Origin of the sequence: Micromonospora sp. C28ISP2-4 (assembly GCF_030519385.1) — a bacterium.
Classification (GTDB): Bacteria; Actinomycetota; Actinomycetes; order Mycobacteriales; family Micromonosporaceae; genus Micromonospora; species Micromonospora tulbaghiae.
The window spans coordinates 882,379-901,165 of the sequence record NZ_JAUMKG010000001.1; the positions used below are offsets into that span (position 1 = coordinate 882,379).

Here is an 18,787-nt window from a genome sequence, read left to right on the forward strand (position 1 = left end):
GAGTGTGAGACTGATCGGACGAGGTGCAGGAGCGGAGGTGAGGTCGGTGAGCGCAGCTCCCTTGGAGCCCTACAGCTCGCACGTCGGTCCGTGGACCGAGGCCGACTACCTCGCGTTGGGCGACAGCCACGACCGCATCGAACTGCTCGACGGGAGCCTGATCGGGAGCCCTGCCCCGAGCCGACGGCACCAGCGGGTGGCGCGACGACTGGCGAACTCCGTGGAGCTGGCGGCCGAGCCGTCCGGCCTGTTCGTCTACGACGCCATCAATGTGCGGCTGGGCGTGGACCGAATCGTGATCCCGGACCTCGTCGTCACTGACGCCGACGACGACGGCGTGATCCTCGACGCCGATCGCGTGGCGCTTGTCGGCGAGATCGTCTCGCCCGGCAATGCCGCTGCCGACCGGCTGGTCAAGATGCAGCTCTACGCGATCGCCCGGATTCCGTGGTATCTGCTCGTCGAGCAGGACGGTGACAGCCACTCGCTACGGCTGCACCGGCTCGACGGCGCGCACTACGTCGAGGATGCCATCGCCAAGGCGGGTGAGACGCTCAGCGTCACCGAGCCGTTCCGCTGGGCGATGGACCCGAGCGACCTGCGCTGATCCGCAAGTGTCGCGCCACCTGGGCGAACGACAGCCGTCGATGAAAATTTCCTTTCTTCCTATTGCGATCTAGGGCACTAAGCTCCAAAGATGGGCGTCAATAAACGGACGTCCCTCTGGAGGCAACCATGCCCAGCACCAGACTCTCCGTACGCCGGCTTCTCGCCGCCGGCCTGGCCGCCGCCGCCACCGCGGCCGCGGCCCTCGTGGCGACCGCCGGACCGGCCGCCGCCGCGACCACGCCCGGGATCGACGTCTCCCGCTACCAGGGCAGCATCAACTGGACGAGCGTGCGCAACGCGGGCATCCAGTTCGCCTTCATCAAGGCCACCGAGGGTACGAGCTACAAGGACCCGAACTTCAACGCGAACTACGTCAACGCGTACAACGCCGGGGTGATCCGCGGGGCGTACCACTTCGCCCGGCCGAACATCTCCGCCGGCTCCACCCAGGCCAACTACCTGGCCAGCAACGGTGGCGCCTGGTCGGCGGACAGCCGTACGCTTCCCGCCGCGCTGGACATCGAGGGCAACCCGTACAGCGGCGGCTACTGCTACGGCCTGAGCACGACCGGCATGCGCAACTGGATCCAGGACTTCCTGAACACCTACCGCTCCCGCACCGGCCGGTACGCGGTCATCTACACCACCACGAGCTGGTGGAACCAGTGCACGGGCAGCTGGACCGGCCCGTGGGCCAACCACCCGCTGTGGCTCGCCCGCTGGGCCAGCGCGCCCGGCACGCTGCCGGCCGGCGCTCCGTTCTGGAGCTTCTGGCAGTACACCAGCACCGGCGCCGTCTCCGGGATCAGCGGCAACGTCGACCGCAACTACTGGAACGGTGACCGCAGCCGGCTGATCGCGCTGGCGAACAACACCTGACGTACGTGTGACACGAGTGGGACCGCCTCCTCACGAGGCGGTCCCGCTGTCGTCGTACCGGAATCAGGCTCTGCGGCGCGCGGTGGCCGGGACGGGCACCGGCGTGCGGCGCGTCAGCCGCCACGCTGCGACGCCCAGGACCGTGAGCGTCAGCACGCCGAGGACCGCGACCGGCGCGGACAGGCCGGCGCTGATCAGGAGCAGTACGACGTCGCCGAGCGCAACGAGCATCCACAGTGCCAGCCGCGGGCCGGTGTCCCTCCGTCGGTAACCCATGTCGCGCCTCCTTCCGTCGTCGAAGGGATTCATACCCCCGAGGGCGGGAAGCCATGCGAGCGAGTTTCGTGACCGGCGGGATTCCCGCTCAGTTCTTACGGTCCGGCACGAAGCCCTTGGTGATGATCTCCCAGTTCGCCAGGTTGGCGTCCCAGTCCTTCGCCGGGACCTCCCAGCGCAGCGCGAAGCCCCGGTTGCTGGCCGTCGCCACACCCCGGTTACGCACGTGGAAGCGGGTGCCGTCGTCGCGCGTCTCCAGCCAGTCCCAGTCGGCACAGGTGCGGAAGTAGGGGTCGCACTTGGTGATGCCGACCAGCTTGTAGTTCCCGACGCGGGAAGCGCGGTACGGCTCCTGGCCCTTCCAGTCGGCGTACGCGTCGTCCTTCGGGTCCGACGTCCACTGGACGTAGAGCACCCGCCGGCTGCCGCCGACCTCGTAGAGAACGACGTCGTCCTTGCCGACCCGGGCCCGGAAGTTCTCCGGGATCGGCACCTTGAAGCCGTTCGGGCCGGTGTAGAGACGCCATCCGGCCGGCAGCGTGAACCCCGAGGCCGACGGGCTGGCCGACGGCGTGGGGCTGGCCGACGCACTCGTGGCCGGGGCACTCGGCGACGTGCTCTCGCTCGGCGGGGGCGGCGGCGCCGCCGACGCCGAGGTGCCGGCTGTCGGCTCACCGCCGTCGCCCTCGTCACCGTTGTTCAGCAGCGGCACGGCCACCACCAGGCCGACGAGCAGCAGCAGGACCAGCGCGCCGATCAGCAGGTTGCGCCGGTTGGGCGCGGACTTCTCGACCGGCAGCACCGTGGCCCGGCCGGTCGACGGCGCCTCCTGCGCCGGAGCCGGGCTGACCGGCGCGGAGCCGGTCACGGCCGGGCTGACCGGTGCCGGGGTGTCGGTGACGGGCTCGCCGTCGAGCCGCGTCTCGTCCAGCGCCGGGTCGACGCCGTCCACCCGGGCCTCGTCGTCCACAAGGGTCTCGTCGGCCGAGGGCGCCGGGTCGAGCTTCGCCGTCGGATCGGCGGGCGGCGGGGGCACCTTCGCTGTGGGACCGGCGTCCGAGGTGGGCGCCGGCACCTTCGCCGCCGGGTCGGCGGCGGCCGCCGTACCCCCGGTTGCGGCGACCCCGGACGCCGCGCTCGCGGCGCGTTCGGCCTGGTCGGCCGGGCGCGGCGCGGGCACCAGCGGCGGTCGCGGCACGCGCGGACCGTTCGGCCCCGGCCGTCGTACGCCGTCCAGCAGCGAGATGCTCTTGGCCCGCCGGCCGGCGGCCTTGCGCAGCATGCGCTCCGCCACCTCGGCGGTGATCCGCTCGTCCGGGTCCTTGCGCAGCAGGCCCTGGAGCACCGGCTTGAGCGGCCCGGCGTTGCGCGGCGGCGGCATCGGCTCGGTGGCGAGCGCGGCGAGTGTGGCGATCGCCGACGGGCGCGCGTACGGCGACTTGCCCTCGACGGCCGCGTAGAGCGTGGCGCCGAGCGACCAGAGGTCCGCCTCCGGGCCGGCCGTGCCGTCGCGGGCGCGCTCCGGCGAGATGTACGCGGGCGAGCCCAGCACCATGCCGGTGCGCGTCACGTTGGGGTCGCCGGGGATGGTGGCCAGGCCGAAGTCGGTGAGCACCACGCGGCCGTCCTCGCCGAGCAGCACGTTGCCCGGCTTGACGTCGCGATGCATGATGCCGGCCTTGTGCGCGGCCTTCAACGCGTTCAGCACGCCGAGGCCGATCTCGACCGCCTTGCCCGGGGAGACCGGGCCGTCCTCGGCGATGGTGTCCTGCAACGACTTCGACGCCACGTACTCCATGACGATCCACGGATCGCCGTCGGTGCGCAGCACGTCGAAGATGCGGACCACGTTGACGTTGTTGAGCCGGGCGATCGCCCGCGCCTCACGCAGCGAGCGCTCGCGCATCTCGCGGCGCTCCTCCGGCGTGAGGCCGGGGGGCGGGACCAGTTCCTTGATGGCCACGTCCCGGTGCAGCACCTCGTCCCGCGCCTTCCAGACGCGGCCCATGCCGCCTTGACCGAGCGGCGTGAGAAGCCGGTACCGGTCGGCGACGAGTTGGGGGAGCGCGTTCGACATCGCAGAGAACCGTACCCGGCCGCTGCGACGCTCACACCGTCGGCACGCCACTGTACGGCGAAGGTCGAATTCGCGACGCGTACCCTTGGGTCATGTCTGCCGAGGAGCCGCTGTTCCGGATCGTCCGTGGCGTGCCCACCGCCGAGGAGCTGGCCGCTCTGGTCGGCGCGATCATGGTGCGCACCCGCCCGGCCCAGGCCGCCGCGCCGGCCCCCGTGTCGCAGTGGGCGCGCAGCGCGCGTCCCGCCCCGGTCGGGCCGATCGCCGGCCCCGGCGCGTGGCGGGCCTCCGGCCTGCCCCGCTGACGTCTCCTCCCGCCCGCGCCGCCGGGCGGGGCTGCCGGGATCCACGTCGAGCCATTAACCTCACTCAGGGAAACCGTGTGGTGACGGGCAGGAGGCTCCGATGATCCCGGAGGACAACCAGCCAGCCGGCTGGCTGCGCGGCTACGGCGGCATCGAGGCCGACATCCGGCAGATGCGTGAGTTCGCCGACCGCCTCCAGGACGAGGTGACGCGCAACTACGCGCCGCACCTGTCCTACATCGCCGACGACATGAAGGCGCCGGTGCCCAACCCGGCCGACGCCTTCATCGAGCTGGTCCAGTTCCTCCAGGCACACCACGACACCCAGACGGCGGCGGTGAGCGCGGTGTGGGATCTGGCACCGGCGACCGGCCGCCTCGCCGACGCCGCCGGGCGGATCGCCGCACGCTACGGCGACGCCGACGCGTTCTCCTCCGCCCGAGTGGCCGACGTCGAACGGGCGCTCGCCGGCCCCTCCGCCACAGTCGCCCGCCCGATGCCGCCACTGGCCGACCCCACCGCCCCCGAACAGAGCCGGGTGATCCTGCCGTGATCGAACGGGGCAGCGGACGCACCTCCGGGCTGACCGACTGGCGGCTGATGGACGTCCTCAGCATGTGGGCGTGCGTGCAGGACCAGGACACCGCCGGCCAGTGGAAGCAGGTCGCCGGCTGGCGCAAGGTGTGCGACCTCGCCTTGGCCCACATGAGCCGCCTGCGCGAATACCGGCGCGGCCTGGCCGAGGCGTGGCCACCCGAGACCAACACCGCCGCGCGGGCGTACATCGCCGAACTCGACCAGCTCATCGACCGCGTGCAGCGCACGCACGACGCCGCCGCCGCGAACTACGACGCGCTGGCAGCCGCCGCCCGCGCCATCGGCAGCGCGCGGGCCGAGCTGCAACCGTTGCACGAGGAGTACGCGAAGAAGCTGCGGCAGAAGCAGGCGTACGAGGCGACGATTGCCGACCCGAAGGCGGTGGCGGGCAGCCGGTTGCCGGACCGGCCCCCGGTGACCGACGACGACCTGGAGCAGTTGAACGTACGGGCGCGCGGGTTGATGACGGGGTTGAGCGGCGAACTCCAGCAGGCCCAGGTCATGCTGCGCCAGCCGCCACCTAGGCCAAAGCTTCCGCGCCAGACTGAGGACCCAGACACTTACGCTGCTCCGGCACCAATAATTCCCCCTGTAGTTCCGGTGCCGACATCCTTCTCCGTTAATCCTCAACACCGCACCAAGCCCGCGACTCGTCCTACAGCCATTTCAACCGAAGGGAACAGGGGACCTCTCCTCGGCGGCACCGGCACCGGCGTCGCCCCTCAAACACCTAGCGCCGTACCCGGCCTACCGCCGCACCCGAGTTCCGTTGGGCCTACCGGCGGCGGAGCCTTCACCCCGCCAATCGCTCCGATCACCGGTTCGACCCTGAAACCGCCAACGCCCACCACACCCGGGGGCATCCCGCCGGGACGAGTCTCGGGTGGATCGCCACCCCCTCCGCCCAAGTCAGCGCCCATCGGTGGCGTCATCGGCGGAAGCGCAGCAGCTGGGCTTCCACCTGCGAATGGCGGCACGGGTGGACGACGAGTCAATCCGGTGGGTGGCGTGATTGGTGGAGGAGGGGCGGGAACTGCCCCAACTGGAGGTGCCGGTTCTCGACCGGGCACGGGGAGATTGCCGTCTTCCGGCACTCCGGGCGCCATGCCTCTGGGAGGAGGCCCTGGTTCGGCAGCTTTTGGCCCGGCGAGCTTCAATACGCCCACGACGAGGGCCAAACCTCATGCCGCAACCGATGATGAGAGGACGTGGGATCCCGACAATCCTTGGCAAGTCACCGAGGGCGTCGATCCTGTCATGCGCCCACCTGATGACCGCCCCTCAGATCCAGGACCCGCAATCGGCCTCGATCGATAATGAGCCGTTCCCTGATAGTTCGCTTAGCATCCGCCTGCCTAGCCAGCTCCGTCTTGGCCGCACCAACGGCAGCAACGGCTCCAAATGTTCGTCAGGACCAGTGGCACCTTAAATTCCTCAATGCAGCGGCAGCTCACGCAATTAATCAGGGTGAGGGAGTAACCGTTGCAGTCCCGGACACGGGGATCGACCCGCATCCGGACTTGAGGGAAAACCTGCTTGCCGGTACCGACCTTTCGAACGAAGGGGATGGTCGGCAAGACCAAGACGGACACGGCACCTCTATGGCTGGTCTAATTGCGGCGCACGGGCGGCCTGACAACAGTGGTGCCCTCGGCGTGGCGCCAAGGGCTGAGCTGCTGCCAATCCGCACCCGACTCGTCAACGGCAGAGGAAGCCCAGATGATCTGGCGGCGAGCGTGGAATGGGCGGTTGCCAACCACGCTGACGTAATCAGCATCTCGGCAGCAGCAGGGGCAACCAGCCGCCTGCAGGGCGCTATTCGATCAGCGCTAGAAGCGGAGATCGTCGTAGTTGCTGCGGCCGGCAATCAACCAGAGGATCCGACTGTCGGCTACCCCGCGTCTGAGCCCGGCGTTATCGGTGTGGGTGGCATTGACAAGTCCGGGCTCCACGCCCCAATCTCAGCCACTGGTCCTGAGATCGATGTGGTTGCTCCTGCTGTCGATATCTACAGCACCAGCTACGACGGCAAGTACTCGAAGGGCACCGGGACTTCCAGCGCGACTGCGATCGTTGCCGGGGCTGCTGCTCTCATCCGCTCCAAGTACCCCAACCTCCCCGCCCAGGAAGTCGCCCACCGGCTGACCGCCACCGCCGTCGACAAGGGGCCACCCGGTCGCGACGACCAGTACGGCTACGGGGTCATCGATCTGGTCGCCGCGCTCACCGCCGACGTACCCCCGCTCGGCTTCGAGTCCTCCAACGTCACGCCACCGGCATCGGCCGAGGCAGCACCCGAGAAGGGTGACAGCGCCGGCACGGTACGCGGGCTCGCCACCCTGGGTGTGCTGGTGGCGGCGGGTGGCGGGTACCTGTTCTGGCGGCGCCGCCGACGTGCCGACGACCCGCCGCCGAGGATCAGCCGGTAGCGTCGGCGGGGTGTCGACCTCCGTACCTGTGCGCCTCGTGCTCGCCTCGCAGTCCCCCGCCCGCCGCAAGCTGCTCCAGGCCGCCGGGATCGAGCCCGACGTGCTGGTCAGTGGCGTGGACGAGTCGCAGGTGGTGACCGATCGGGCCGAGGATCTGTGCCTGGAACTGGCCCGGCTGAAGGCGCAGGCCGTACGCGATCGGCTGCGGCCGTCGCCGGACGAGCGCACGCTGGTGCTCGGCTGCGACTCGGTGCTCGCCTTCGACGGCGAGATCCTCGGCAAGCCTGACGACGCGGCGGACGCGACCCGGCGGTGGCAGCGGATGCGTGGGCGCAGCGGCGTCCTGCACACCGGGCACTGCCTGATCGACGTGACCCACGAGTCGCGGGCCGAAGCGGTCGCCTCGACCACCGTGCACTTCGCCGACATCAGCGACGACGAGATCGCCGCGTACGTGGCGACCGGCGAGCCGCTGGCCGTGGCCGGCGCCTTCACCATCGACGGGTTGGGCGGTGCGTTCCTGACCGGGATCGAGGGCGACCCGGGCACAGTGGTGGGATTGTCCCTGCCGTTGCTGCGCCGGCTGCTCGCCGAGGTGGACCTGAGCATCGTCGACCTGTGGACGAAGGTCGCGCCCGGGGGCCAGGAGATCGAACATCTCGGCTAACGTCCGGACATGACCACGAAGCCGCTGCCGCTCACCCCGGAACTGCACGCCTACCTGGTGGCCCACGGGTCCGCCCCGGACGAGATCGTCCGGGAGCTGGCCGAGGAGACCCGGGCGGCCCTGCCCTCCGAGGCGGTCATGCAGGTGGCGCCGGAACAGGCCGCGTTCCTGACGTTCCTCACCCGGCTGCTCGGCGTACGGCAGGCGGTCGAGGTCGGCACGTTCACCGGTCTCTCCTCGCTGGCGATCGCCCGAGGGCTGGCCGAGGGCGGGCGGCTGACCTGCTTCGACATCTCCGAGGAGTACACGGGCGTGGCCCGGCGCTACTGGCAGCGCGCCGGTGTGCAGGACCGCATCGAGCTGCGCATCGGCCCGGCCGCCCAGAAGCTGCGCGAACTGCCCCGCGAGCGTTACCTGGACTTCGCGTTCATCGACGCGGACAAGGTCGGCTACCCGATCTACTGGGACGAGCTGGTGCCCCGCATGCGTCCCGGCGCGGTGATCGCCGTCGACAACACGCTGCGCGACGGCCGCGTGCTCGCCCCGCGCAACGCCGACGACCGGGCCATCGCCGCGTTCAACGACGCGGTGATCGCGGATGTCCGCGTGGAGGCGGTCATGCTGCCGATCGCCGACGGGGTCACGCTCGCCCGGGTGCTCTGAGCCGGCCGAACACAACCTCGCCGTGGTGGCGGTATGCCCGAGCGCCGGATGCCGCCACCTCGCCGAAGTGGAGTCGATCAAGCCGCGCGGACCGGCGCGGGCAGGGCGCGGCCCAGCCGCACCGTCAGCAGCACCGCGACCGCGATGAACGCGGGCAGCAGCAGGAACGCCGGGTGCGGGCCGACGCCGTCGGCCACCCACCCGAGCGCCACCGGCGCGATCCCGAAACCCACACCCATCGAGTACGCGGACCAGCCCGCCGCCTTGTCCGCGGCCGGACCGGCCACGGCCAGCGCGATCGAGATCGCCAACGGGTAGTGCAGCGCGTTGCCGAGCCCGAGCACGACCAGCCCGGTGACCGCGAGCCAGCCGACCGTACTGCCCCAGAACAGCACGAACCCGGCCAGCGAGACGGTGAGCGCGCCGAGCAGCAGCGGCACCGGCGCCCAGCGCAACGCGGCCCGGCCACCGGCGAGCCGGCCGGCGAACATGCCGCAGACGATCGCGGCCACCGCGGCCGACGCCCCGCCCGCGCTCAGCCCCGCGTGGGTCCGCAGCACGTCGGCGGTCCACAACGACAGGCACACCTCGATCGACCCGGTGACGGACATCGGGACCCAGGCGATCCAGTACGCACGCGGCAGCCGCCCCGCCGAACCGGAGGCGGAGACGGAGCCGCCCGAAGCGGAAATGCCCGAAGCGGAGCCACCCGAAGCAGGGACACCCGAAGCAGGGAGCGCCGAAGCGGAGACCGGGGGTGCGGACACTGCGGCCTCGGACGCCCCGGAGGCAGGGACCGCCAATGCCGCGACGGCCGAAGAGGACACAGCGGCCTCGGCCGCCCCGGAAGCGGGGACGGCGGGCACCCGGGTGGGGGCGGCGACGGGGACCGGGGCGCCGGCAGCCGCGACAGCGGGGGCGCGTTGCGGCACGCGTACCCGGAAAGTCAGGGCGGCGAGCGCGACCAGCGCGATCAGCCCGACCTCGACGGCCATCAGCGGTCGCCAGCCGAGACCGGCGTCGACTGTGGCGCCGATGGTCAACGGCGCCAGGATGCCCATGCCGGCGCAGGCCGCGTTCGCCTCGGTGAGCGCGGCGGGGGCGGCGGGTCCGTGCCGTGCGGTCAGCACCACGCTGACGCCGCTGACGACCATCATGCCGAAGGTGGCGATGACCGCTACGGCGGCGAGCGTGGCGGGTAGCGGGTGGAGCAGGCCGAGCGCGGTGACGCCGGCGGCGACGCCGGCGAGGCCGAGCCAGATGGCCGGGCCGCGGCCGAGGCGGCGGGCGACCGGGGCGAACAACGCGCCGCCGGCGAGCGCGCCCACGGCGATGCCGGTGCTGTGCAGGCCGGCGACTGCGGCGCTGGTGCCCTGTTCGTCGCGGAGCAGGGGTACGACCGGGCCGAACCCGTAGAGGAAGAAGCCCCACAAGCCGAGCTGGGCGTAGGTCAGCCAGGTGATCCGGTCACGGGTGAGGCGGGGCACCGGCCTTACGCTACGCGCGCGCGGCCGGTGCCCCGCCCTTGCTGAGAGGTAGGTCTCCCCTGCTCAGCGCACGCTCCGGGCGAACTGGCGGGCGGCCCAGAACACGCCCGCGGCGGCGAGCACCGCGATGATGCCGAGGCCCTGCCAGACGCGGTCGTTGCCGAGGTCGCCGTTGAACAGCGCGCGGGTGCCCTCGACCGCCCAGGAGAACGGGTTCCACTTGGCCACGCCCTGGAGCCAGCCGGGGGCGAAGGTGAGCGGCAGCAGGATGCCGGAGAGCAGCAGCACCGGCTGAGCGACTGTGTTCATCAGCGGGGCGAGCGCGTCCTCGCTCTTGACCTTGAGCGCGATGCCGTAGGAGACGGCCGAGGTCATCAGTGCGATGAGGGCGAGCATCAGGTACGCCAGCAGCAGGTTGCCGATGAACACGCGCAGGTCGAACGCGAGCGCCAGCAGCGTGATGATGATCGCCTGCGCGATCAGCGAGACCACGTCGCGCAGCGAACGGCCGAGCAGCAGTGCGAGCCGGCTGACCGGGGTGACGCGGGAGCGCTCGATCACGCCGGCGCGCAGCTCGGCGATCAGGCCGAAGCCCTGGAACAGGCCGCCGAAGATGGCGAGCAGCACGAGCAGGCCGGGCACGAAGATCTTGTACGCCTCGGCCTGGGTGGGCGCGTTCAGCGCCGGCTTGAGCAGCGGGGCGAACAGGAGCAGGTACATCACCGGCTGGAAGACGCCGACGAAGATCCATACCGGGTTGCGCAGCAGCAGTTGCGTCTGGCGCTGGAAGATCAGCCAGGTGTCGCGGGCGAGTTTCATGACAGCTTCTCCGGGGGTCAGGACTCGCGCAGCGAGCGGCCGGTCTTGGTGAGGAAGACGTCGTCGAGGCTGGGACGGTGCAGCTCGATCGAGCGCAGGTCCAGCCCGGCGTGGTCGAGGCGGCGCAGCACCTGCGGGATGGCTGTGGCGCCCTCGTCGACGTAGAGGCGCAGGCCGCCCTCGTCGACGGTCTCCAGCTTGCTCACGTAGGCCTCGGTGTCGAGCAGCTCGGCGGCGCGCGGGGTGGTCGGGGCGTCCAGGCCGACGATCACGACCTCGCCGGAGATCTCCCGCTTCAGTTCGGCCGGTGTGCCCTCGGCGACCACCTCGCCGTGATCCATGATCGCGATGCGGTCGCAGAGCGCGTCCGCCTCGTCCAGGTAGTGCGTGGTGATGAAGACGGTCATCCCCTCGGTACGCAGCCGGCGGATCTCGTCCCACATGTGCGCGCGGCTCTGCGGGTCGAGACCGGTGGTCGGCTCGTCCAGGAAGACGATCTTCGGCTCGTGGATGATGCCGAGCGCGATCTCGACGCGCCGGCGCTGGCCGCCGGAGTAGGTCTTGCACTTGCGGTCGGCGTACTCGGTGAGCTGGAACGCTTCGAGCGCGCGCTCGGCACGGCGGTGCGCGTCGGCCTTGCCGATGCCGTAGAGGCGGGCCTGGAGCACCAGCTCCTCGCGGGCGCTCGACTCGTCCCAGGTGCTGCCGCCCTGGGCCACGTACCCGATCCGGCGGCGCACCTCGGCCGGATCCTTGCGCAGGTCGGCGCCGGCCACAGTGGCCTCGCCGCCGTCCGGCTCGATGAGCGTGGCGAGCATCCGCAGCGTGGTGGTCTTGCCGGCGCCGTTGGGCCCGAGGAAGCCGAAGATCTCCCCCGCCGCGACGTCGAGGTCGACGCCGCGGACCGCGTCCACTGTCTTCGTCTCGCGACCCGCGCGGGAGCGGTACGACTTCCGCAACCCCCTGGTCTCGATCATTTCTGCTCCTGGTCGTCCGGGCGGGCCTGAGCGGCCGCCGATCGTCCGCGAGGACGCACGAATCCCCCGCGATTCCCGTCGAGGCTAACGCGATATAGCTCTTTTGGTCAACGTTGATTATGTCGTGTCACCGCGATCCGTCGGACCACCCCGACCAGCCCTCGGCCCGCTCCATCCCATCGGGCAGGTACGACACTCCCGACTCGATCCGCTCCGCGATCCGCTCGCACCAGGCCGACTCCGCCTCGGCGCGGGCCAGCCACAGCTCGAACATCCACCCGACGTGCACCGGCTTGCGGGTGCGCACCCAGTCCGAGTCCAGCGAGGCGCGCATCGACTCGACCCCGGCCCGGAGCAGGTTCGCCCGGTTGCGCAGCGCCGCGGCGGCCTCCTCGCGCGGCATCGCCGGCAGGAACGAGAACGCCGCCACGAAGGGGTCCGGCGGCTCGTGGAGCTGCCACCACTGCGCCCGCAGCAACGTCTCGAACTCGTCCTCCCCCTTCGCTGTCACCTCGTACGTGGTGCGCGCCGGACGGGCGCCCACCTGCTCGACCGAGACGGTCCGGAGCAGGCCCTCGTCGGTGAGTTTGCGCAGCGCGTGGTAGATCGAACCGGGCTGCACGTTGGCCCACTTGTCCGCACTCCAGCTCAGCAGCTCACGGCGCACGTCGTAGCCGTGCACCGGCTGCATCCACCTGACCAGACCAAGGATCATCATCCGCGTTGCCGACACGGGACAAGCGTAATAACCAAGTTTGACTACAGTGCGGCATCCCACACTGAGCGATCGTTAGGCCCCGCAGCTCGGCCGCTAAACTCCCGGCAACGACCTCCCGGGAGGAGCCACAAGGTGCGCAAGGTTCTCATCGCCAACCGCGGCGAGATCGCCGTCCGCGTCATCCGCGCCTGCCGCGACGCCGGGCTGGCCAGCGTCGCCGTCTACGCGGACTCCGACCGGGACGCCCTGCACGCCACGCTCGCCGACGAGGCGTACGCCCTCGGCGGCGACACCGCCGCCGACAGCTACCTGCGCATCGACAAGCTGATCGACGTGGCGGCCCGCTCCGGCGCGGACGCGGTGCACCCCGGCTACGGCTTCCTCTCCGAGAACGCCGACTTCGCCCAGGCCGTCATCGACGCCGGGCTGACCTGGGTCGGCCCCACCCCGCAGGCGATCCGCGACCTCGGCGACAAGGTGACCGCCCGGCACATCGCGCAGCGCGCCGGCGCGCCGCTGGTGCCCGGCACCCCGGACCCGGTGGGCAACGCGGACGAGGTGATGGCGTTCGCCGTCGACCACGGCCTGCCGGTCGCCATCAAGGCCGCCTTCGGCGGTGGCGGGCGCGGCCTCAAGGTCGCCCGCACCATGGAGGAGATCCCGCACCTGTTCGAGTCGGCCACCCGCGAGGCGGTCGCCGCGTTCGGCCGGGGCGAGTGCTTCGTCGAGCGTTACCTGGACAAGCCGCGCCACGTCGAGGCGCAGGTGCTGGCCGACCAGCACGGCAACGTGATCGTGGTGGGCACCCGGGACTGCTCGTTGCAGCGCCGGCACCAGAAGCTGGTCGAGGAGGCGCCCGCGCCGTTCCTCACCGACGCCCAGCGCGCCCAGATCCACGACAGCGCCAAGGCCATCTGCCGGGAGGCCGGCTACCACGGCGCCGGCACCGTCGAATACCTGGTCGGCGCGGACGGCACGATCTCGTTCCTGGAGGTCAACACCCGGCTCCAGGTCGAGCACCCGGTGACCGAGGAGACCGCCGGCATCGACCTGGTGCGCGAGCAGTTCCGCATCGCCGACGGGGAGAAGCTGCGCTTCACCGAGGACCCGACGCCGCGCGGGCACGCCATCGAGTTCCGGATCAACGGCGAGGACCCGGGCCGCAACTTCCTGCCCGCACCGGGCACCGTCACCGCCCTGCGCCTGCCCTCCGGACCGGGCGTGCGGGTGGACACCGGCATCTCGGCCGGCGACGTGATCGGCGGCAACTTCGACTCGCTGCTGGCCAAGGTGATCATCGTCGGCGAGACGCGTACCGAGGCGCTGGAGCGGGCCCGCCGCGCGCTCGACGAGATGGTGGTCGACGGCATGGCCACCGCGCTGCCCTTCCACCGCCTGGTGATCCGCGACGAGGCGTTCACCGCCGAGCCGTTCACAGTGCACACGCGCTGGATCGAGACCGAGTGGGACAACACCGTACCGGCCTTCACCGCCGTCCCGGGCGCGGCTGACGAGCCGGCCGAGCGCGAGACCGTCGTGGTCGAGGTGGGCGGCAAGCGGCTGGAGGTCGTCCTCCCCGCCGGGCTCGGCGCGGGTACGGCGGCAGCCGCGCCCGCCGCGAAGAAGCCGGCCCGCCGGGGTGGCGGCGGCAAGGCGGGCGCCGCGGTCAGCGGTGACACGCTCACCTCCCCCATGCAGGGCACGATCGTGAAGATCGCCGTCGCCGACGGCGACGAGGTGGCCGAGGGCGACCTGGTCGTGGTGCTGGAGGCGATGAAGATGGAGCAGCCGCTGCACGCGCACAAGGCCGGCAAGGTGAGCGGGCTCGCCGCCGAGGTCGGCGCGGTGATCACCGCCGGTGCCGCGATCTGCACCATCGCCTGAGGTGTAAGGAAGGGCCCCTTGTTAACGCGTGCGGTAGAGAAGGGGCCCCTTCTTAACAGCGCGGGGCCGGGTGGTCTGAGCCACCACCGGGGGCGAGGGCGCCGCCGGGCGGGAATGATGGCCGGGTGCGGTTCCTTCACGGCGCGGTCCCCGCGCACGACCTGACCTACAACGACGTCTTCATGGCGCCCAACCGTTCCGAGGTGGGCTCCCGGCTCGACGTCGACCTGTCCACCACCGACGGGACCGGCACCACGATCCCGCTTGTGGTGGCGAACATGACAGCGGTCGCGGGCCGGCGGATGGCCGAGACCGTGGCCCGGCGCGGCGCGGTGGCGGTGATCCCGCAGGACATCCCGATCGAGGTCGTCGCCAACGTGGTCGGCTGGGTCAAGCAGCGGCACCTGGTGCACGACACGGCGATCACGCTCGGCCCGACCGACACCGTCGGCGACGCCATCCACCTGCTGCCGAAGCGTTCGCACGGCGCGGTGGTCGTGGTCGACGCGGACGGGCGCCCGATGGGCGTGGTGACCGAGGCGGACACCGTCGGGGTGGACCGCTTCGCCCAGCTCCGGCACGTGATGTCGACCGAGCTGCACACCGTTCCGGCGGACGCGGACCCGCGTACCGGATTCGACCGGCTGTCGGCGGGCCGGCGGCGGCTCGCGCCGGTGGTGGACGGCGAAGGCCGCCTGGTCGGGGTGCTGACCCGGCAGGGCGCGCTGCGCGCCACGCTCTACAGCCCGGCCGTGGACGACCGGGGACGGCTGCGGATCGCGGCCGCCGTGGGCATCAACGGCGACGTTACCGGCAAGGCCGCCGCGCTGCTGGAGGCGGGGGTGGACACGCTCGTCGTGGACACCGCGCACGGGCACCAGGAGCGGATGCTCCAGGCGCTGCGGGCGGTCCGCCGGCTGGACCCGCCGGTCCCGGTGGCGGCCGGGAACGTGGTGACGGCTGAGGGTGTACGCGACCTGGTCGACGCGGGCGCGGACATCGTGAAGGTGGGCGTCGGTCCGGGCGCGATGTGCACCACCCGGATGATGACCGGCGTGGGCCGCCCGCAGTTCTCAGCGGTGCTCGACTGCGCCGCGGCGGCCCGTTCGCTGGGGCGGCACGTCTGGGCCGACGGCGGCGTACGCCACCCGCGCGACGTGGCGCTGGCGCTGGCCGCGGGCGCCTCGAACGTGATGATCGGCTCCTGGTTCGCCGGTACCTACGAGTCCCCCGGCGATCTCTACACCGACGCCGACGGGCGGCGCTACAAGGAGAGCTTCGGCATGGCGTCGTCGCGCGCGGTGAGCGCCCGTACGGCCGAGGACAGCGCGTTCGACAGGGCCCGGAAGGCGATCTTCGAGGAGGGCATCTCCTCGGCCCGGATGTATCTGGACCCGAACCGGCCCGGCGTCGAGGACCTGATCGACGAGATCATCTCGGGGGTGCGCAGCGCGTTCACGTACGCGGGGGCGCGCAGCCTGGAGGAGTTCCACGAGCGGGCGCTCGTCGGCGTGCAGAGCGCCGCCGGGTACACCGAGGGGATGCCGCTGCCCACCAGCTGGTGACGCGCCACCGGCTCAGTTGAACAACCGCTTGATCACGGTACGGGCGGCGGCCTCCGGGTCGTCGCCCACCCGGGGCGGCAGCGCGCCGGAGAGCCAGAGCGTGGCGAAGCCGTGCACTATCGACCAGGCGGCCAGCGCGTCGACGTCCGGTTCCCGCCCGGTGTGCCGGGCGACGCCGCCGCGCAGCAGTTCCCCCGACCGCGCGCGGGCGGCGACCAGTTCCGGGTCGTCGGCCCGGTACAGCTCGGGCCGGAACATGACGTCGAAGTGCGCCCGGTGTCGCACCGCGAACCCGACGTAGGCCACTCCGGAGTCGAGCAGGTCGTCCCCGGCCTGCCGCAGGGCGTCGGCGAGCAGGTCGAAGCCCTGGGTGGCGAGCGCGGTGAGCAGTCCGGCCTTGTCGCCGAAGTGGTGCGCGGGCGCGGCGTGCGATACCCCGGCGCGCCGGGCCAGCTCACGCAGGCTCAGCGCGGCCGGCCCGGACTCAGCGATCGCCTCGGCCGCGGCGCTCAGCAGGACGCGGCGGAGGTCGCCGTGGTGATACGAGGCCATGCCGTCACCCTAACTTGTCATTGACAAGATGGCATCCGTGGACGCAATCTTGTCATCGACAAGATGACTGGAGTCGGAGGGACTGACCATGGCACCCCTGATCGCACTTCTCGCCGGGACCGCGCTGGCCCGGATCGCCGGCCTGCTCGGCGTGGACGCCCTGGACGGGTGGCACCCGGCGCTGCGGGTCGGGCTGGCGCTGATGTTCGTGCTCACCGGCATGGCCCACTTCGCGTCCCGCCGGGCCGACCTGATCGCGATGGTCCCGCCGTCGCTGCCCCGGCCCGACCTGCTGGTCACCGTCACCGGCGTGCTGGAACTGGCCGGCGCGCTCGCGCTGCTGTTCCCGGCCACCGCGCGCTGGGCGGCGGCCGGGCTGGTGCTGCTGATGCTCGCCATGTTTCCGGCGAACGTGTCGGCCGCGCGGCGGCGCCTCACGCTCGCCGGCCGCCCGGTCACGCCACTCGGCGTGCGTACGGCGCTCCAGGTCGTCTTCGTGGGCGCGGCGCTGGCGGTGGCCCTCGGCGGATGAGCGGCCGACCCGGCGGGCCTGCCCGGCCCGGTCCGCCGGAACGAGGACCGGCGGGCCGACCGGGACGGGCGTCCGCTCAAGCGCGGGCCGGCTCCGCCTCGGCCGGCGGGCCGTCGCCGGTCTCGTCGGCGCGTACCGTCGGCAGGCGCAGGCAGGCGACCAGGCCGATCAGCAGGAACCCGGCGCCCGCGAAGGCCGCGTACCGGGTGGCGTCGGAGAACGCCGCCTTCGCCTCCGCGGCGATCGGTGCGGTACGCGGGTCCGCCTCCAGCCCGCCGATCGCCGCGCCGGCGCTCTCCTTGACCGCGCTCACCACCTGGTCCCGCTGGGCGGGGGTGAGTCCGGGCTGGTCGGCCAGCCGGTCGGCGAGGATTCCGCCGAGGCCGGCGAAGAGCACGGTGCCGAGCACCGCGATGCCGAGCGCGGAGCCGACCTGCCGGGCGGTGCTCTGCAGGCCCGAACCCTGGCCGCTGCGGCGTACCGGCACCTGCGACAGCGAGACGCCGGTGAGCTGCGCGGTGGCGAGCCCGACGCCGACGCCGTACACGAACAGGAAGCCCAGCGGCGCCCACCAGCTGGTGTCCGGCGCGACCACGAACCCGAGCCCGGCCACGCCGACCAGTTCGGCCGCGACGCCGAGCTGGACCACCCGGGCCGCGCCCCAGCGCTGGGTGAGCGGCGCGCCGATGCCGCTGGCCAGGAAGCTGCCGACGGCCAGCGGCAGCAGCGCAAGGCCGGTCCGGAACGCGCTGTAGCCGAGCACGTTCTGGAACCACAGCGGCAGCGCGAACAGCAGGCCGAACTCGCCCAGGCTGACGATCGCGGCGGCCAGGATGCCGTTGCGGAACGAGCCGATGCCGAACAGCGACAGGTCGAGCAGCGCCGGTCGGCCGGCCCGGTTGCGGCGTACCTGCTGGGCCAGGAAGATCCCGAGCGCGACGAGGCCGACCAGGGCGGCCACCGGCACCGGCGAGATCGACGCGGTCCAGTCCAGCCCGAACAGGCTGAACGGCCGCTCCCGCTCCCACCAGCCGTACGTGCGGCCCTCGATCAGCGCGAAGACCACGCCGGTCATGCCGATCACCGAGAGCAGCGCGCCGAGCAGGTCCAGGCCGCGCTCGGCCCGCTCGTCGCGGGACTCGGCCACGAGCACGAGCGTCGCCACGATCACGGCCAGGCTGACCGGGACGTTGATGCCGAAGGCCCACCGCCAGGAGTACGTGGTGGTGAGCCAGCCGCCGAGCAGCGGCCCGAGCGCCGCCGCGCCGCCGATCGTGGAGCCCCAGACGGCGAACGCGATGCCCTTCTCCCGGCCGGTGAAGTTGGCGTTGAGCAGGGAGAGCGAGGTGGGCAGCATCATCGCCCCGCCGACGCCCTGGAGCACCCGGGAGGCGATGAGCGTCTCGCCGGAGCCGGCGAGCGCCGCGAGCACGCTGGCGACCACGAACACGGTGACGCCGACGAGGAACATCCGCCGCCGCCCGGACCGGTCGGCGAAGCGGCCGGCGACCAGCAGCAACGCGGCGAAGACCAGGGTGTACGCCTCCTGCACCCACTGCGCGTCGGTGGAGGTGATGTCGAGGTCCCGGATGATCTGCGGCACCGCGACGTTCACGATCGTGGCGTCCACGATGATCATCGCTACGCCGAGGCTGATGGCCAGCAGCCCGAACCAGCGTCCGCGCCCGTCGCCGCGCATGGCGTCCTCCCTTTAGCTAGATTTTCTAGCTACCCGAGATGCTAGCTTTATC

General features: G+C 71.8%; 19 protein-coding genes. 10 read left to right on the forward strand and 9 right to left on the reverse strand.

The features are described from left to right. Nucleotides 1-46: 46 nt before the first annotated feature. Together Q3W68_RS04110 and Q3W68_RS04115 are read left to right on the forward strand one after the other, a co-directional pair. Nucleotides 47-607, forward strand: a complete 561-nt coding sequence (locus Q3W68_RS04110) for a Uma2 family endonuclease (RefSeq protein WP_302904155.1) — start codon at nucleotides 47-49, stop codon at nucleotides 605-607. Nucleotides 608-735: 128 nt separating this feature from the next. Beyond that, nucleotides 736-1,488, forward strand: coding sequence for a GH25 family lysozyme (locus tag Q3W68_RS04115; protein WP_302904156.1), 753 nt, complete (start codon nucleotides 736-738; stop codon nucleotides 1,486-1,488). 63 nt (nucleotides 1,489-1,551) lie between these two features. On the opposite strand, the gene Q3W68_RS04120 is transcribed toward Q3W68_RS04115, so the two are convergent. Next, nucleotides 1,552-1,764: a hypothetical protein gene (locus tag Q3W68_RS04120; RefSeq protein WP_302904157.1), complete on the reverse strand. Its 213-nt coding sequence runs from the start codon at nucleotides 1,762-1,764 to the stop codon at nucleotides 1,552-1,554. A gap of 88 nt (nucleotides 1,765-1,852) precedes the next feature. After that, a complete protein-coding gene (locus Q3W68_RS04125) occupies nucleotides 1,853-3,841 on the reverse strand; it encodes a serine/threonine-protein kinase (protein WP_302904158.1) in 1,989 nt (662 codons plus the stop codon). A 92-nt stretch (nucleotides 3,842-3,933) separates the two neighbouring features. Here Q3W68_RS04125 and Q3W68_RS04130 point away from each other — a divergent pair, with 92 nt between their 5' ends. Next, nucleotides 3,934-4,146: an acyl-CoA carboxylase subunit epsilon gene (locus tag Q3W68_RS04130; RefSeq protein WP_302904159.1), complete on the forward strand. Its 213-nt coding sequence runs from the start codon at nucleotides 3,934-3,936 to the stop codon at nucleotides 4,144-4,146. 100 nt (nucleotides 4,147-4,246) lie between these two features. Then, complete coding sequence (locus Q3W68_RS04135; RefSeq protein WP_302904160.1) at nucleotides 4,247-4,699, forward strand: hypothetical protein; 453 nt, start codon at nucleotides 4,247-4,249, stop codon at nucleotides 4,697-4,699. 292 nt (nucleotides 4,700-4,991) lie between these two features. Here Q3W68_RS04135 and Q3W68_RS28275 read toward each other — a convergent pair whose 3' ends face one another. Beyond that, nucleotides 4,992-5,246 (reverse strand): hypothetical protein, encoded by a 255-nt coding sequence (locus Q3W68_RS28275; protein ID WP_368045720.1) that lies wholly within the window; start codon nucleotides 5,244-5,246, stop codon nucleotides 4,992-4,994. 867 nt (nucleotides 5,247-6,113) lie between these two features. On the opposite strand from Q3W68_RS28275, the gene mycP reads away from it, so the two are divergent. From mycP to Q3W68_RS04155, 3 genes are read left to right on the forward strand one after another with little or no spacing between them, the layout of a single operon-like run. Continuing rightward, entirely contained in the window at nucleotides 6,114-7,172 is a 1,059-nt protein-coding gene (gene mycP, locus Q3W68_RS04145; RefSeq protein ID WP_302904162.1) for a type VII secretion-associated serine protease mycosin, read from the forward strand. Nucleotides 7,173-7,182: 10 nt separating this feature from the next. Next, nucleotides 7,183-7,839, forward strand: a complete 657-nt coding sequence (locus Q3W68_RS04150; protein WP_302904163.1) for a nucleoside triphosphate pyrophosphatase — start codon at nucleotides 7,183-7,185, stop codon at nucleotides 7,837-7,839. A 9-nt stretch (nucleotides 7,840-7,848) separates the two neighbouring features. Beyond that, nucleotides 7,849-8,502, forward strand: coding sequence for an O-methyltransferase (locus tag Q3W68_RS04155; RefSeq protein ID WP_302904164.1), 654 nt, complete (start codon nucleotides 7,849-7,851; stop codon nucleotides 8,500-8,502). 77 nt (nucleotides 8,503-8,579) lie between these two features. Here Q3W68_RS04155 and Q3W68_RS04160 read toward each other — a convergent pair whose 3' ends face one another. The 4 genes from Q3W68_RS04160 to Q3W68_RS04175 all read right to left on the reverse strand — a co-directional run bounded on the left by Q3W68_RS04160 (nucleotide 8,580) and on the right by Q3W68_RS04175 (nucleotide 12,503). Then, complete coding sequence (locus Q3W68_RS04160) at nucleotides 8,580-9,989, reverse strand: sugar MFS transporter (RefSeq protein ID WP_302904165.1); 1,410 nt, start codon at nucleotides 9,987-9,989, stop codon at nucleotides 8,580-8,582. 63 nt (nucleotides 9,990-10,052) lie between these two features. Then, nucleotides 10,053-10,808 (reverse strand): ABC transporter permease, encoded by a 756-nt coding sequence (locus tag Q3W68_RS04165; RefSeq protein WP_302904166.1) that lies wholly within the window; start codon nucleotides 10,806-10,808, stop codon nucleotides 10,053-10,055. Nucleotides 10,809-10,825: 17 nt separating this feature from the next. Next, nucleotides 10,826-11,785 (reverse strand): ATP-binding cassette domain-containing protein, encoded by a 960-nt coding sequence (locus Q3W68_RS04170; protein WP_302904167.1) that lies wholly within the window; start codon nucleotides 11,783-11,785, stop codon nucleotides 10,826-10,828. Nucleotides 11,786-11,912: 127 nt separating this feature from the next. Then, a complete protein-coding gene (locus Q3W68_RS04175; protein ID WP_302904950.1) occupies nucleotides 11,913-12,503 on the reverse strand; it encodes a PadR family transcriptional regulator in 591 nt (196 codons plus the stop codon). 132 nt (nucleotides 12,504-12,635) lie between these two features. Here Q3W68_RS04175 and Q3W68_RS04180 point away from each other — a divergent pair, with 132 nt between their 5' ends. Together Q3W68_RS04180 and Q3W68_RS04185 are read left to right on the forward strand one after the other, a co-directional pair. Beyond that, nucleotides 12,636-14,387: a biotin carboxylase N-terminal domain-containing protein gene (locus Q3W68_RS04180; RefSeq protein ID WP_302904168.1), complete on the forward strand. Its 1,752-nt coding sequence runs from the start codon at nucleotides 12,636-12,638 to the stop codon at nucleotides 14,385-14,387. Nucleotides 14,388-14,512: 125 nt separating this feature from the next. Next, entirely contained in the window at nucleotides 14,513-15,952 is a 1,440-nt protein-coding gene (locus tag Q3W68_RS04185; protein WP_302904169.1) for a GuaB1 family IMP dehydrogenase-related protein, read from the forward strand. A 12-nt stretch (nucleotides 15,953-15,964) separates the two neighbouring features. Here Q3W68_RS04185 and Q3W68_RS04190 read toward each other — a convergent pair whose 3' ends face one another. Next, a complete protein-coding gene (locus Q3W68_RS04190; protein ID WP_302904170.1) occupies nucleotides 15,965-16,504 on the reverse strand; it encodes a TetR/AcrR family transcriptional regulator in 540 nt (179 codons plus the stop codon). An 88-nt stretch (nucleotides 16,505-16,592) separates the two neighbouring features. On the opposite strand from Q3W68_RS04190, the gene Q3W68_RS04195 reads away from it, so the two are divergent. Beyond that, nucleotides 16,593-17,036, forward strand: a complete 444-nt coding sequence (locus Q3W68_RS04195) for a DoxX family membrane protein (RefSeq protein ID WP_302904171.1) — start codon at nucleotides 16,593-16,595, stop codon at nucleotides 17,034-17,036. Between the two features lie 76 nt (nucleotides 17,037-17,112). On the opposite strand, the gene Q3W68_RS04200 is transcribed toward Q3W68_RS04195, so the two are convergent. Further along, the gene (locus Q3W68_RS04200; protein WP_302904172.1) at nucleotides 17,113-18,735 is read right to left on the reverse strand and encodes a DHA2 family efflux MFS transporter permease subunit; all 1,623 of its coding nucleotides are present in this window, start codon (nucleotides 18,733-18,735) and stop codon (nucleotides 17,113-17,115) included. Between the last annotated feature and the right edge of the window lie 52 nt (nucleotides 18,736-18,787).

Excerpts from the sequence above, each read along its gene's own strand:
- Q3W68_RS04115 (WP_302904156.1), top strand. The coding sequence starts at position 736 with ATGCCCAGCACCAGACTCTCCGTACGCCGGCTTCTCGCCGCCGGCCTG.
- Q3W68_RS04120 (WP_302904157.1), bottom strand. The coding sequence starts at position 1,764 with ATGGGTTACCGACGGAGGGACACCGGCCCGCGGCTGGCACTGTGGATG.
- Q3W68_RS04125 (WP_302904158.1), bottom strand. The coding sequence starts at position 3,841 with ATGTCGAACGCGCTCCCCCAACTCGTCGCCGACCGGTACCGGCTTCTC.
- Q3W68_RS04130 (WP_302904159.1), top strand. The coding sequence starts at position 3,934 with ATGTCTGCCGAGGAGCCGCTGTTCCGGATCGTCCGTGGCGTGCCCACC.
- Q3W68_RS04135 (WP_302904160.1), top strand. The coding sequence starts at position 4,247 with ATGATCCCGGAGGACAACCAGCCAGCCGGCTGGCTGCGCGGCTACGGC.
- Q3W68_RS28275 (WP_368045720.1), bottom strand. The coding sequence starts at position 5,246 with ATGACCTGGGCCTGCTGGAGTTCGCCGCTCAACCCCGTCATCAACCCG.
- Q3W68_RS04155 (WP_302904164.1), top strand. The coding sequence starts at position 7,849 with ATGACCACGAAGCCGCTGCCGCTCACCCCGGAACTGCACGCCTACCTG.
- Q3W68_RS04165 (WP_302904166.1), bottom strand. The coding sequence starts at position 10,808 with ATGAAACTCGCCCGCGACACCTGGCTGATCTTCCAGCGCCAGACGCAA.
- Q3W68_RS04170 (WP_302904167.1), bottom strand. The coding sequence starts at position 11,785 with ATGATCGAGACCAGGGGGTTGCGGAAGTCGTACCGCTCCCGCGCGGGT.
- Q3W68_RS04175 (WP_302904950.1), bottom strand. The coding sequence starts at position 12,503 with ATGATGATCCTTGGTCTGGTCAGGTGGATGCAGCCGGTGCACGGCTAC.
- Q3W68_RS04190 (WP_302904170.1), bottom strand. The coding sequence starts at position 16,504 with ATGGCCTCGTATCACCACGGCGACCTCCGCCGCGTCCTGCTGAGCGCC.
- Q3W68_RS04195 (WP_302904171.1), top strand. The coding sequence starts at position 16,593 with ATGGCACCCCTGATCGCACTTCTCGCCGGGACCGCGCTGGCCCGGATC.
- Q3W68_RS04200 (WP_302904172.1), bottom strand. The coding sequence starts at position 18,735 with ATGCGCGGCGACGGGCGCGGACGCTGGTTCGGGCTGCTGGCCATCAGC.